General features: G+C 33.0%; 14 protein-coding genes and 1 pseudogene. 12 read left to right on the plus strand and 3 right to left on the minus strand.

The features are described from left to right. Positions 1-137: 137 nt before the first annotated feature. Positions 138-455 carry a DUF5011 domain-containing protein gene (locus CD121_RS07775; RefSeq protein ID WP_029055545.1) on the minus strand — a complete coding sequence of 106 codons (318 nt, stop codon included), beginning with the start codon at positions 453-455 and terminating at the stop codon, positions 138-140. A gap of 261 nt (positions 456-716) precedes the next feature. On the opposite strand from CD121_RS07775, the gene CD121_RS07780 reads away from it, so the two are divergent. After that, a complete protein-coding gene (locus tag CD121_RS07780; RefSeq protein WP_017637032.1) occupies positions 717-1,862 on the plus strand; it encodes a globin domain-containing protein in 1,146 nt (381 codons plus the stop codon). Positions 1,863-1,941: 79 nt separating this feature from the next. Here the strand turns inward: CD121_RS07780 and folD are convergent, their stop codons facing one another. Beyond that, positions 1,942-2,799 carry a bifunctional methylenetetrahydrofolate dehydrogenase/methenyltetrahydrofolate cyclohydrolase FolD gene (gene folD, locus CD121_RS07785; protein ID WP_126567824.1) on the minus strand — a complete coding sequence of 286 codons (858 nt, stop codon included), beginning with the start codon at positions 2,797-2,799 and terminating at the stop codon, positions 1,942-1,944. 200 nt (positions 2,800-2,999) lie between these two features. Here folD and purE point away from each other — a divergent pair, with 200 nt between their 5' ends. The 11 genes from purE to purD are packed head-to-tail and all read left to right on the plus strand — an operon-like array spanning position 3,000 to position 14,230. After that, positions 3,000-3,482: a 5-(carboxyamino)imidazole ribonucleotide mutase gene (purE, locus tag CD121_RS07790; RefSeq protein WP_017637034.1), complete on the plus strand. Its 483-nt coding sequence runs from the start codon at positions 3,000-3,002 to the stop codon at positions 3,480-3,482. Then, positions 3,469-4,596, plus strand: a complete 1,128-nt coding sequence (gene purK / locus CD121_RS07795; RefSeq protein ID WP_017637035.1) for a 5-(carboxyamino)imidazole ribonucleotide synthase — start codon at positions 3,469-3,471, stop codon at positions 4,594-4,596. The genes purE and purK overlap by 14 nt, the downstream gene beginning before the upstream one ends. Further along, entirely contained in the window at positions 4,596-5,300 is a 705-nt protein-coding gene (gene purC / locus CD121_RS07800) for a phosphoribosylaminoimidazolesuccinocarboxamide synthase (protein ID WP_126567826.1), read from the plus strand. The genes purK and purC overlap by 1 nt, the downstream gene beginning before the upstream one ends. After that, positions 5,300-5,560 carry a phosphoribosylformylglycinamidine synthase subunit PurS gene (gene purS, locus CD121_RS07805; RefSeq protein ID WP_017637037.1) on the plus strand — a complete coding sequence of 87 codons (261 nt, stop codon included), beginning with the start codon at positions 5,300-5,302 and terminating at the stop codon, positions 5,558-5,560. The genes purC and purS overlap by 1 nt, the downstream gene beginning before the upstream one ends. 1 nt (position 5,561) lies before the next feature. After that, a complete protein-coding gene (gene purQ, locus CD121_RS07810) occupies positions 5,562-6,233 on the plus strand; it encodes a phosphoribosylformylglycinamidine synthase I (RefSeq protein WP_017637038.1) in 672 nt (223 codons plus the stop codon). Continuing rightward, entirely contained in the window at positions 6,226-8,415 is a 2,190-nt protein-coding gene (gene purL, locus CD121_RS07815) for a phosphoribosylformylglycinamidine synthase subunit PurL (protein ID WP_126567829.1), read from the plus strand. Before purQ ends, purL begins: the two co-directional genes overlap by 8 nt. Then, the gene (purF, locus tag CD121_RS07820) at positions 8,394-9,878 is read left to right on the plus strand and encodes an amidophosphoribosyltransferase (protein WP_017637040.1); all 1,485 of its coding nucleotides are present in this window, start codon (positions 8,394-8,396) and stop codon (positions 9,876-9,878) included. The genes purL and purF overlap by 22 nt, the downstream gene beginning before the upstream one ends. After that, the gene (gene purM / locus CD121_RS07825; RefSeq protein WP_126567831.1) at positions 9,871-10,899 is read left to right on the plus strand and encodes a phosphoribosylformylglycinamidine cyclo-ligase; all 1,029 of its coding nucleotides are present in this window, start codon (positions 9,871-9,873) and stop codon (positions 10,897-10,899) included. The genes purF and purM overlap by 8 nt, the downstream gene beginning before the upstream one ends. A 2-nt stretch (positions 10,900-10,901) precedes the next feature. Beyond that, positions 10,902-11,468, plus strand: a complete 567-nt coding sequence (purN, locus tag CD121_RS07830; protein ID WP_017637042.1) for a phosphoribosylglycinamide formyltransferase — start codon at positions 10,902-10,904, stop codon at positions 11,466-11,468. Positions 11,469-11,485: 17 nt separating this feature from the next. Then, positions 11,486-12,964 carry a bifunctional phosphoribosylaminoimidazolecarboxamide formyltransferase/IMP cyclohydrolase gene (gene purH / locus CD121_RS07835; RefSeq protein WP_126567833.1) on the plus strand — a complete coding sequence of 493 codons (1,479 nt, stop codon included), beginning with the start codon at positions 11,486-11,488 and terminating at the stop codon, positions 12,962-12,964. 27 nt (positions 12,965-12,991) lie between these two features. Then, the gene (gene purD, locus CD121_RS07840; RefSeq protein ID WP_126567835.1) at positions 12,992-14,230 is read left to right on the plus strand and encodes a phosphoribosylamine--glycine ligase; all 1,239 of its coding nucleotides are present in this window, start codon (positions 12,992-12,994) and stop codon (positions 14,228-14,230) included. Here the strand turns inward: purD and CD121_RS07845 are convergent. Next, positions 14,194-14,441: pseudogene (locus tag CD121_RS07845) on the minus strand (hypothetical protein); the annotation flags it as partial. The gene purD and the pseudogene CD121_RS07845 overlap by 37 nt on opposite strands. Positions 14,442-14,596: the final 155 nt, after the last annotated feature.

Genomic DNA, 14,596 nt, shown 5'->3' on the forward strand with positions numbered 1-14,596 from the left:
TGTTAAAATTATGTGTACATTTTGTGAAAAAGGACAAATTTGTGAAAATACAATAAATAAAAGCGTTTTTAGTCTAAAAAAGCAATAATTCAGAAAAATAAAAAAAGTTGAGAAATAATCTCAACTTAAGTATCTTGTTATTTAACTTTGATATTTCTAACTGTTGTATTTTGTGCTCCATCTGAATCAGTAACTTTGTATTTAACTTTATATGTACCAGGTTTATTAGTATCAATATCGCCATCGACTTTAATTTTATGAGTTAAATCGCCATCTTCTTTGTCATAAGCACTAATTCCTTTTAATAAATTATAATCTTCGCCTTGTTCAATAATCATATCATTAACACCTCTAAGTTGAGGTTCAGAATTAGTTGTAGCTTCGGCATTTAAATTCGGTGTGACTAAAGTAGCAGATACTCCGATAGCTGATAATGACTGTATTAGTTTGTTCATAAAGTAACCTCCGAATATTAGTCGACTATGATTTATTTATAATATACCTTAATTTTCAGAATAATACATCATACTATAGTCTTAATATACCTGATTGATTAATTATTTAAAACATATAATAAGAAAAAATTTAATTAAGCTTTTGTAAATTGAACGATATGTGAACATTTCTACATTATATTGCATATACAATTAACATAGGATTAGAATGAATATGCAAATTGAATTAATTTTAATTCTAGATTAGTGGGAGTGGAAATTATGTTAAGTGAAAGAGAAAAAGAAGTCGTCAAAGAAACGGTGCCTGTATTGCAGGATAAAGGTACAGAAATTACTTCGAAATTTTATGGTCGTATGTTAAATCAACATCCAGAATTAAGAAATATGTTTAACCAAACAAACCAAAAAACAGGATTACAATCTACTGCATTAGCTCAATCTGTATTAGCAGCAGCTGTAAATATAGATAATCTTGGAGCTATTTTACCTGTAGTTAAAGGAATTGCCTATAAACACTGTGGCTTACAAGTACCACCAGCTGGATATGATATTGTTGGTGAAAATTTGATCGAAGCAATTAAACAAGTTGTTGGTTTAGATGATGATCATGAAATTATCAAAACATGGAAAAAAGCATATCAAGAAATTGCAGATGTGTTTATTTCAGTTGAAAAAGATATTTATGCAGAAATGTTATGGGATGGATTCCAACCATTTAAAGTTGAAACAATTGAAGAAGTTTCTTCTGATATTAAAGCATTTACAGTATCTTCAAAAGACTATGATTTAAGCCAATTTGTACCTGGTCAATATATTACTGTTGATGTAGGTAGTGAAAAAATGCCATATAGAGCAAAAAGACACTATTCAATAGTTAAAGGTGACGAAAATTATTTAACATTTGCAGTTAAACGTGATGTAACTACTGAACATGAAGGTGAAGTTTCTACTATATTACATGACGAATTTAAAGAAGGCGACGACATCAATTTATCTGCACCAGTTGGTCCGTTCCACGTAGTTGAAAAAGACAATAAACAATTATTCTTAGGTTCAGGAATTGGTGTAACACCACTAGTATCTATGTTTAATGAAGTAGTTAATAATGATAGCACTACTCGTTTTGTACAAGTTACAAATGATATTAATGATGCGCCATTCTCTTCTGTACTAAAAACAATTGCTAATGGCAGTGACAATGCAACATATATGCTACATGATAAAACTAAAAATGGATATATTGGTAGCGAAGATTTAAAAGAATGGATCGATGAAAATACAGAAATATATGTATGTGGTGGTAAATCATTCATTCAATCAATTATTAAATCTATAAAAGAACTTGATATAGACACAAATAAAATCCACTATGAAACATTTATCCCTAAATTAAGTTTCCAAGTATAAAATATTAATAAAAACAAAACATTAAAAAAGCCGAAGAAACATTTTCTTCGGCTTTTATTTATATGTTAAAAGTCAAAACTTATTTAATACCACGGCGCATTTTTTCTGCTAATAAAGTGTTGTTTAATACCATAGTGATTGTTAATGGACCAACGCCTCCTGGAACTGGAGTAATAGCGCCAGCAACTTCTTTAACTTCTTCAAAATCGACATCGCCTTTTAATTTTCCATTTTCATCAGGTGTATTACCTACATCGATGATGACAGCACCTTCTTTAACCATATCTTTTGTTACTAATTCAGGTTTACCAACTGCACTTACGACAATATCTGCATCTTTAACAAAACTTGCCATATCTTTTGATCTAGAATGCAAAATAGTCACTGTAGCATTTTGTTGTAATAACAGTTTAGAAACAGGTTGACCAACGATATGACTTCTACCGATTACTACTGCATTTTTGCCTTCAATATCAATATCTGCATGTTTTAAAATTTCCATAATACCAAGTGGTGTACATGGTACAAATGTTTGTTCATCAATATATAACTTACCAATATTACTAGGGTGGAAACCGTCTACGTCTTTTTCAGGATTAATAGCTTCTAATACTTTTTGTTCACTTACCTGCTCTGGAAGAGGGACTTGAACAAGAATGCCACTGACAGAATCAACATTATTCAAACGTTCTAATTCAGATAACACGTCTTGTTCAGATGTATCTTCATCTAAATGAATAATTTCAGAAATCATACCAATCTTTTCAGCGGCTTTCTTTTTTGATTTCACATAGCTTAGGCTGGCACCGTCATTACCAACTATTATTACAGACAATTTTGGTGTATAACCTTTTGTTTTAAGCTCTTCCACTTGTTCTTTTAATCCTTGTCTATAATCTTTTGCGATTTGTTTACCATCTAATAGCTTTGCTACCACAATATCTCCTCCTAATAATTTAATAACTTAACTTTAACATTAATAATACGTCATTTAATAGCTAAAAGACGTAAATTTAATTAAAATTTTCAATCAAAGTTCGATTTTTGATTGAAAAAAGCATATAATGATTGTTATGCTATATCTGTAATATACAACTTAAAGACAAATAAATCCAAAGTTTTGAAAGGGTGTACATTGTGAAAGTTGCAGTCATTATGGGTAGTTCTTCCGATTGGGAAATTATGAAAGAAAGTTGCAATATGCTTGAAGAATTTGGAATTCCGTATGAAAAGAAAGTAGTTTCAGCACATCGTACGCCACATTTAATGGTAGATTTTGCAAGTCATGCTGTTAATGACGGCTACGACTTAATTATTGCTGGTGCAGGTGGAGCAGCACATCTACCAGGTATGGTTGCTTCAATGACTACATTGCCAGTTATAGGCGTACCTATAGAATCGAAAAGTTTAAAGGGCTTAGATTCACTATTATCAATCGTTCAAATGCCTGGTGGAATTCCAGTAGCGACAACAGCAATTGGTAAATCTGGCGCTAAAAATGCAGGTATATTAGCAGCGAGAATTCTCGGTATTAGTCATTCTTCAGTTCGTAAAAATTTGGAAAATTATGAAAAATCTCTCGTACAAAAAGTGGAGGAAATGCAAAATGAACTTCAATAAATTATCATTTGGCGCTACTATTGGCATCATCGGAGGCGGCCAACTAGGTAAAATGATGGCACAATCAGCACAAAAAATGGGATATAAAGTTATTGTTTTAGATCCTAATATTGATTGTCCATGTAGATATGTTGCCCATGAATTTATACATGCTGAGTATGATGACGAAAAAGCGTTACAACAACTTGGAGATAGTGCAGATGTCATCACTTATGAATTTGAGAACATATCAGCTAACCAACTTAAATCGCTAACAGATAAATATAATATTCCTCAAGGTTATCAAGCGATTGAATTACTTCAAGATAGATTAACTGAAAAGCAAACTTTGGAGCAAGCGGGCACACAAATTGTTCCTTATACCTCTATAAAAAATAAAGATGATTTATCAAATGCCGTATCAGAATTAGGTTATCCATTTATAGTTAAAACGCGTTTTGGTGGATATGATGGAAAAGGACAAGTATTGGTTAAGACAGAAGAAGATTTAGAAGAAGCAGAAACTATCATATCGAAACAAGAATGTGTAGCTGAGAAATTTCTGGAAATTGATAAAGAAGTTTCACTTACTGTTACAATCGGTAATCATCAACAAATCACTTATTTCCCACTACAAGAAAATGAACATAGAAATCAAATTTTATTTAAAACAATTGTTCCAGCAAGATCTGATAAAACTGAAAGTGCAAAGAGAGAAGTAGAGAAGATAACTAACGTAGTTCACTTTGTCGGCACTTTTACTGTTGAATTTTTCATTGATGAAAACAATCACTTATATGTTAATGAAATTGCACCTAGACCACATAATTCAGGACATTATTCTATTGAAGCATGTGATTATTCACAATTTGATACACATATATTAGCAGTAACTGGACAATCATTACCCCAGCAAATTGAAGTTTTAAAACCAGCAGTAATGATGAATTTATTAGGTAAAGATTTAGATTTATTAGAACATGAATTTGGAGAACATCCAGAATGGCATGTACATATATACGGTAAATCTGAACGTAAGCCAAATAGAAAAATGGGCCATATGACAATACTAACTAATGATATCGATGAAACTGAAAAAGATATGTTAAAGCGTTTTGAGGGGAGAGAAGGTTAATGTCATTACTATATGAAGGTAAAGCAAAACGAATTTATTCTACTGATAAACCTAATGAATTAAGAGTGGAATATAAAGACGAGGTCACTGCCGGTAATGGTGCTAAAAAAGATGCGATGCTAGGCAAAGGGAAATTAAACAATCAAATTACTTCTATTATATTTAATTATTTAAACGAAAATGGATTGAAAAGTCATTTTATAAAACAATTATCAGAAACAGAGCAACTTGTAGAATCAGTAAAAATTATTCCATTAGAAGTCGTAGTTAGAAATATAGCAGCAGGTTCAATTACTAAAAGATTAGGTTTTGAAAAAGGTTACGTTTTTGATGAGCCATTAGTCGAATTCTTCTATAAAAATGATGATTTAAATGATCCGCTTATCACTGAGGATCACATTAAATTAATGCATATTGCTAATAACGAACAAATCGACACTTTAAAATCAATGGCATTAGATATTAATACAATATTATCTAAATTAATGAATGAAATGGAATTAAGACTTATTGATTTCAAGATTGAATTTGGCATTACAGAAACTGGAAATATTTTATTAGCTGATGAAATTTCCCCAGATACATGCAGAATATGGGACAAATATTCTGATACAAATTTTGACAAAGATGTATATCGAAATGACACTGGATCACTAATTGAAACATATCAATCATTTTTAAATAAATTGGAGGATTTAAAATAATGAAAACTATTGAATTACACGTAACGTTACAACCACAGGTATTAGATACACAAGGACAAGCATTAAACAGAGCTGTTCATGATTTAGGTTATAACCAAGTGAATGATATTCGAGTAGGAAAGTTATTATATATGACTGTCGATGAAGCAACTGATGAGGCTGTTGATAACATTATTACAACATTAAGTGAAAAATTATTTGCTAATACAGTTATTGAAGAATATAGCTATAAAGTGATTGATGAAAAGGAGAATGCATAACATGAAATTTGCTGTTCTTGTATTTCCAGGGTCAAACTGTGATAGAGATATGTATAATGCTGCAATTAAATCAGGTGTTGAAGCGGAATATGTTGATTATAGAACTACCTCTTTAGAAGGGTTCGATGGTGTACTTATTCCTGGTGGATTCTCTTTTGGAGATTATTTAAGATCAGGTGCTATGGCAAGTGTAGCTCCAGTCATCAATGAAGTGAAAAGATTAGCAAATGAAGGTAAACCAGTACTCGGGGTATGTAATGGTTTCCAAATTCTAACTGAAATTGGTTTACTACCTGGTGCATTACTTCATAATGATTCACATTTGTTTGTTAGCAGAAATGAATCACTACGTGTAGTTAATAATCAAACACCCTTCACTAATTTATATAACGAAGACGAAATTGTTGTTTATCCTGTGGCACATGGAGAAGGACATTACTATTGTAATGAAGAAATTTATAAGGATTTAAGCCAAAATAATCAGATTATTTTGAAATATACTGATAATCCTAATGGGTCATATGATGATATAGCAGGGATAGTTAATAAAGCAGGAAATGTTTGTGGTATGATGCCTCATCCAGAAAGAGCAATGGAATTATTATTAGGTACTGATAGTGGCGTCAAATTATTTGAAGCAATGGTAAATAGTTGGAGGGAACAAAATGTCTAAATTTATCGAACCAAGTATTGAAGAGATTAAGTTAGAAAAGTTATACCAAGATATGGGATTAAGCGATAAAGAATATGATAAAGTTTGTGAGATTTTAGGTAGAGAACCTAATTTTACTGAGACAGGTATCTTTTCAGTTATGTGGAGTGAACATTGCTCATACAAACATTCGAAGCCATTTTTAAAACAATTCTTAACATCAGGTGAACATGTATTAATGGGACCGGGTGAAGGTGCAGGGGTTGTAGATATTGGTGACAAACAAGCAGTAGTATTTAAAGTTGAATCTCATAACCATCCATCTGCTATAGAGCCGTATCAAGGTGCAGCAACTGGCGTAGGTGGCATCATCAGAGACATTGTTTCCATTGGCGCTCGTCCAATTAATTTATTAAATAGTTTACGTTTTGGTGAATTATCAAATAAACAAAATCAAAGGTTACTTAAAGGTGTCGTTAGTGGTATTGGTGGTTACGGTAATTGTATTGGGATACCAACGACTGCCGGAGAAATTGAATTTGATGATCGCTATGATGGCAACCCGTTAGTTAATGCGATGTGTGTAGGTATTATCGATCATGACATGGTGCAAAAAGGGACAGCTAAAGGTGTAGGAAATTCTGTTATTTATGTAGGATTGAAAACAGGACGAGATGGTATACACGGTGCTACATTTGCGTCTGAAGAATTGACAGAAGAAAGTGAAAGTAAAAGACCATCTGTACAAATTGGCGATCCATTTGTTGGTAAAAAATTAATGGAAGCAACTTTAGAAGCTATCACTTTTGATGAATTAGTTGGTATACAAGATATGGGTGCAGCTGGATTAACTTCATCATCTTCAGAAATGGCTGCTAAAGGTGGAAGCGGTCTTCATTTAAAATTGGATCAAGTTCCCACAAGAGAACCAGGTATTTCTCCATATGAAATGATGCTATCTGAAACACAAGAAAGAATGTTACTAGTTGTAGAAAAAGGAACAGAACAAAAATTCCTAGGTTTATTTGAAAAACATGAATTGGATAGTGCAATTATTGGAGAAGTAACTGACACTGATCGTTTTGTATTAACGTATGAAGATGAAGTGTTTGCGGATATACCTGTTCAACCATTATCTGATGAAGCTCCTGTTTATGTACTTGAAGGTGAAGAAAAGGAATACAACACTTCTAAAAATGATTACAGTCAAATTGATGTTGAATCTACATTCAATCAATTATTAAATCATCCTACAATTGCTTCAAAAAAACATTTGTATGAACAATACGATCAACAAGTCGGTGCAAATACGATTGTTAAGCCAGGTTTACAAGCTTCAGTTGTTAGAGTAGAAGGAACGAATAAAGCCATTGCTTCAACAATTGACGGGGAAGCACGCTATGTATTCAATCAACCTTATGAAGGCGGGAAAATGGTGGTTGCTGAAGCGTATCGCAATTTAATTGCTGTCGGTGCGACGCCATTAGCTATGACAGATTGCTTGAATTATGGTTCACCAGAGAAAAAAGAAATTTATCAACAATTAATTGATTCTACTAAAGGTATGGCAGAAGCATGTGACGTATTAAATACACCAGTTGTATCAGGAAATGTTTCTCTTTATAACGAAACTAGAGGTACCTCTATATTCCCAACACCTGTAGTAGGTATGGTTGGTTTAATTGAAAATATTGATTACTTAACTGATTTTAAACCTCAAGCTGGAGATAAACTTTATTTAGTTGGAGAAACCCGTAATGATTTTGGTGGCAGTCAACTTGAAAAATTAATATATGGTTCAGTCAATCACGAATTTGAATCTATCGATTTAAGTAAAGAAGTTGAAAAAGGAGAAGCCATTAAAGAAGCCATTAGAAATGGAATTGCATCACATGTGCAAACAGTAGGTAAAGGTGGCCTATTAATTACATTAGCTAAAATGAGTGCTTATTATGATTTAGGACTTGAAGCTCATGTAAATGTATCTAATCCACAATTATTTAGTGAATCTCAAGGTAGATATATTGTAGCGGTTAAAGCAAATCAATCTTTAAATATTGATGGTGCTATTGAAATTGGTCAGTTAACACATACAAATCAATTTAACGTATCAAATGAACAAACTAAGATTACCAAAGAAGTAACGGATATTAAACATGTTTGGGAAGGAGCAATTCACCAATGTTTAACTACTCAGGATTAAATGAGGAATGTGGTGTCTTTGGCATATGGAATCATCCTGATGCAGCACAATTAACTTATATGGGGTTGCATAGTTTACAACATAGAGGACAAGAAGGAGCCGGTATTGTAGCTTCTAATCACGAAAAATTAGTTGGTGAAAGAGGTCTTGGCTTACTAACGGAAGCAATTAAAGATAATCAATTAGCTAGATTAAAAGACTATAATCACGCCATAGGTCACGTCAGATATGCAACTTCTGGAAATAAAGGCATTGAAAATATACAACCATTTTTATATCACTTTTATGATATGAGTGTTGCGATATGTCATAACGGTAATCTGATTAATGCTAAATCTTTAAGACAAAATTTAGAAAAACATGGTGCGATATTCCATTCTTCTTCTGATACAGAGGTAATCATGCATTTAATACGAAGAAGTAAAGCACCAACATTCGAAGAAGCACTTAAAGAAAGCTTACGTCAAATTAAGGGTGGATTCACTTTTGCTATCCTTACGAAAGATGGATTGTATGGGGCTGTTGATCCTAATGCAATTAGACCGTTAGTAGTTGGGAAAATGCAGGATAATACTTATATTATAGCTAGCGAAACATGTGCCATTGATGTACTTGGTGCTGAATTTGTTCAAGATATACATGCAGGAGAATACGTCATTATTAACGATGAAGGGGTTCATGTTAAATCTTATACACGACACACTAATACGGCTATTTCAGCTATGGAATATATTTATTTTGCAAGACCAGATTCTACTATTGCTGGAAAAAATGTTCATGCCGTTCGTAAAGCATCTGGTAAGCGTTTAGCACAAGAAAGTCCTGTAAAAGCAGATATGGTTATTGGTGTACCTAATTCTTCATTGTCAGCAGCTACTGGTTATGCAGAAGAAATTGGACTTCCATATGAAATGGGACTTGTAAAAAATCAATATGTTGCTCGTACATTTATACAACCTACCCAACAATTACGTGAGCAAGGTGTAAGAGTTAAATTATCTGCAGTTAAAGATATCGTAGATGGTCAAAATATTATATTAGTCGATGACTCAATCGTACGAGGTACTACATCTAAACGAATTGTCAAAATGTTAAAAGATTCAGGTGCAAATGAAGTCCATGTCAGAATTGCTTCTCCTGAATTCATGTTTCCAAGTTTTTATGGCATTGATGTGTCAACAACTGCTGAACTTATATCAGCTAGTAAATCACCTGAAGAAATTTGTGAGTATATTGGTGCTGATTCACTTGCTTATCTTAGCGTAGATGGATTAATTGAATCTATTGGTTTAGATTATGATGCACCATATCATGGCTTATGTGTAGAAAGTTTCACCGGAGATTATCCAGCAGGATTGTTTGATTATGAAGAAAATTATAAAAAGCATTTAAGTAAACGCCAAAAAGAATATATTACTAAAAATAAACATTATTTTGATAGTGAGGGAAATATAAATGTCTAAAGCATACGAACAATCAGGTGTTGATATTCACGCAGGTTATGAAGCGGTAGAAAGAATGTCTAGTCATGTTAAACGAACATTGCGTAAAGAAGTTATTGGAGGATTGGGTGGTTTCGGTGCAACATTTGATTTGTCCCAACTTAATATGAAAGCACCTGTACTCGTATCGGGTACAGATGGTGTTGGTACCAAATTAAAATTAGCAATCGACAACGACAAACATGACACTATTGGAATAGATGCAGTTGCAATGTGTGTCAATGATATCTTAACAACGGGTGCCGAACCACTATACTTCTTAGATTATATTGCAACACATAAAGTCGTGCCTGAAATTATTGAACAAATAGTAAAAGGTATCAGCGATGGATGTGAAGAAACCAATACAGCATTAATAGGTGGAGAAACAGCTGAAATGGGCGAAATGTATCACGAAGGTGAATATGATTTAGCTGGATTTGCTGTTGGTGCAGTTGAAAAAGAAGATTATATTGATGGATCAGCAGTCAAACCTGGACAAGTCATCATCGGGTTAGCTTCGAATGGTATACACTCAAATGGTTATAGTCTTGTTAGACAATTAATCAAAAAGTCAGGTATTAATTTAAACGATTCGTTTGGAGATAGTACCTATTTAGAAACGTTTTTAGCTCCTACTCAATTATATGTTAAACCGATTCTTGAATTGAAGAAACATGTCTCAATTAAAGCCATGAATCATATTACAGGTGGTGGATTCTATGAAAATATTCCACGATCATTACCTGAAGGACTTGCAGCGGACATAGATAGTCATGCTTTTCCAACGCCAGCTATTTTTGACTGGTTGCAAAAAGAAGGAAATATAAGTACAAATGAAATGTATAACATTTTTAACATGGGTATTGGCTACACTGTCATTGTGAATGAAAATGACAAAGAGCAGGCTTTAAAAGTGTTAAAAGAACAAAATATAGATGCGTATGAGATTGGTCGTATTATCAAAGATGACCGTAAACCAATTCACATTCAGGGGGTATAAATGTGATTAAAGTAGCGATTTTTGCTTCTGGTTCTGGTAGCAATTTTGAAAATATAGTACGACAAGTACAAAATGGAAATTTATCGCATATTGAAATTTCAGCACTATATACAGACCATAATGACGCATACTGCATCGATCGTGCGAAAGCATTAGGTATCAAAGTACATATCAATGAACCGAAAGACTTTGAATCTAAATCACAATATGAAAAACACTTACTGACATTATTATCCGAAGAAGGGGTTCAATGGATAATATTAGCAGGTTATATGAGATTAATAGGACAAGATATATTAAATGCGTTTCCACATAAAATTTTAAATATCCATCCTTCATTATTGCCGAAATTTAAGGGGATTGACGCAATAGGACAGGCATATCGTAGTGGAGATATTGTAACAGGATCTACAGTACATTATGTTGATAGCGGTATGGACACGGGAGAAATTATTGAACAAAGACAATGTGATATTAAAACGGACGATACTAAAGAAGACTTGGAAGAAAGAGTTAAACAATTAGAATACGAATTATATCCGAGCGTTATTGCAAAAATCATTCAATAGAGGAGTATTACAAAACAATGAAAAAAGCAATTTTAAGTGTTTCAAATAAAAGCGGTATTGTTGAATTTGCAAAATCATTACACTCTTTAGGCTATGAACTTTATTCAACAGGTGGTACAAAACAAATTTTAGAAGAAGCTCAAGTTGATGTGAAATCTGTTACAGAACTCACACAATTTCCTGAAATCATGGATGGGCGCGTTAAAACATTACATCCTGCAGTTCACGGAGGCATATTAGCTGATAGAGATAAACAAGAACATTTAGATCAATTAAAAGAGCAACATATTGATCTTATAGATTTAGTTGTTGTTAATCTTTATCCATTTCAAAAAACAGTCGAAAATCCTGATGTATCGGAAGATGATGCAATCGAAAATATAGATATTGGTGGTCCGACGATGTTAAGAGCTGCAGCTAAGAATTTTAAACATGTCACTACAATTGTTCATCCATCAGACTATAACGAAGTGATTAGTAGAATCAAAAACAATCAATTGGATGAAGCATACCGTAGATCACTAATGATTAAAGTATTTGAACATACGACTCAATATGATGAAGCAATTGTTAATTTCTTCAAAGATAATAAAGAAACATTACGTTACGGAGAAAATCCACAACAATCAGCTTATTTTGTAAGAACATCTAATGCTAAACATACTATTGCAGGTGCTAAACAATTACATTGTAAGCAATTAAGTTATAACAATATTAAAGATGCAGATGCAGCACTGTCATTAGTAAAGAAATTTGAAGAACCAGCTACAATAGCTGTTAAACATATGAATCCGTGTGGCGTCGGAATTGGGAAATCTATAGAATTTGCTTTTCAAAATGCATTTGATGCAGACAATCAATCGATATTCGGTGGTATTATTGCGCTAAATCGTGCAGTGACGGCAGAATTAGCTCAAACGTTACATTCAATCTTTTTAGAAGTAGTTATCGCACCAAAATTTACAGATGAAGCGCTAGAAATTTTGACTCAAAAGAAAAATATTCGATTATTAGAAATAGATACTACGATTGATAGTAGAGAAGAGGAATTTGTATCAGTATCTGGTGGATATTTAGTACAGGATAAAGATAATTACGAAGTTAGTCGTGAAGACATGAAGGTTGCAACTGAAGTTCAACCCACAGAAAAGCAGTGGAATGCAATGTTATTAGGTTGGAAAGTTGTAAGTGCTGTTAAAAGTAATGCTGTTATCTTAAGTAATGAAAAACAAACAGTAGGTATTGGTGCGGGCCAAATGAACCGAGTTGGATCAGCTAAAATTGCATTAGAAAGAGCAATAGAAATTAATGAGAATGTAGCTTTAGTATCTGACGGCTTTTTCCCGATGGACGATACAGTAGAATTAGCTGCTAAAAATGGCATTAAAGCAATTATTCAACCTGGTGGTTCAATTAAAGATCAAGCGTCGATAGATATGGCAAATAAATATGGAATTACAATGGTAATGACAGGTATGCGTCATTTTAAACACTAAAAGTTAAAACATGAAGGGAGTAAATTCATGAACGTACTCGTTATAGGTGCTGGTGGTCGTGAACATGTATTAGCAAATAAATTAAATCAATCTCCATTAGTTGATCAGGTGCATGTTATACCTGGTAATGAAGCTATGGTAAATGTTGCACAAATTCATACAGATATTAAGGAAAATGATAATGAAGGTATTTTAGAATTTGTAACTCAACATCAAATTGAATGGGTCGTGATTGGGCCTGAACAACCACTGATTGATGGTCTGCCTGATTTATTAAGAGAATATCAAATTAAAGTATTTGGGCCTAATAGTGATGCTGCTCAAATAGAAGGATCTAAGTCTTTTGCAAAGAGAATTATGGATAAATATCATATTCCAACAGCTCAATATAGAGAAATTGATAATAAAGACGAGGCATTAACATATGTTAATCATTGCGATTTACCAATTGTGATTAAAAAAGATGGTTTAGCAGCTGGTAAAGGGGTAGTTATAGCTACCAATCGAAATGATGCTAAAGAAGCTGTGAATCAAATGTTTAGTGAGGACTCTGGTACAGTAGTATTTGAGGAGTTCTTAGAAGGTGAAGAGTTCTCAGTCATGACCTTTGTTAATGGTAAAAGAGCTATACCTTTTGATTGTATTGCGCAAGATCATAAGCGTGCATATGATAATGACGAAGGACCTAATACGGGTGGTATGGGTGCATATTGTCCAGTACCACATATTAACCAAGATATACTAAAAAGAACGAATGATGAAATAGCTCAACCTATTGCTAATGCAATGGCTGAAGAAGGTTATCATTTCTTCGGTTTGTTATATATCGGAGCTATTCTTAACGAAGATGGAGCAAAAGTCATTGAATTTAATGCAAGATTTGGCGATCCAGAAGCACAAGTATTATTAACACGTATGAAAAGTGATTTGATGGATCATATCATCGCTCTAGATAAAGGTGACGAGATTCATTTAGAATGGAAAGATGAATCTGTAGTTGGTGTGATGTTAGCCTCTAAAGGCTACCCAGGTCATTATGAAAAAGGGCATAAAGTAAGTGGATTCGAATTGAATCAGAACTATTATGTAAGTGGCTTGAAAAAAGAAAATAATCAATACGTTAATTCAGGAGGTCGTGTCATATTAGCTATAGGACAAGGAGACAATTTAGCTAAAGCACAACAAGAAGCCTATAAAAATGTTGAAAAAATTAATAGTGATAATTTATTCTATAGAAACGATATTGGTAATAAAGCACTAAAGTAATGACACCGTACTCTGATTAACAGTTTATAAAATGCAAAAAAGGTCCGGGACATAAAGTTCTTGGACAAATGAAAAAAGGTAATTTCTATTGAAATAATATAGAAATTACCTTTTTCATTGTTATTTTGATTATTTTCAGCTCGTTGAGCTACTACATTAATCCAAAAAATGGTTCTTCATCTATTTTCCTTTGACTATAGATTACTTTCGTTATAGTCCCAATTTTGAGTATTCTATTATAAATTACATATAAATACCTAGTATTTATGGCGAGACTCTTGAGGGAACAGGACAAGCTGAAGACTACAGGCTGAAGCTGTCCCCTAAGAAAGCGAGCCGATAATACGAAGTATTATAAATAAAGAA

The organism is Staphylococcus pasteuri, assembly GCF_003970495.1.
Taxonomy (GTDB): Bacteria; Bacillota; Bacilli; order Staphylococcales; family Staphylococcaceae; genus Staphylococcus; species Staphylococcus pasteuri.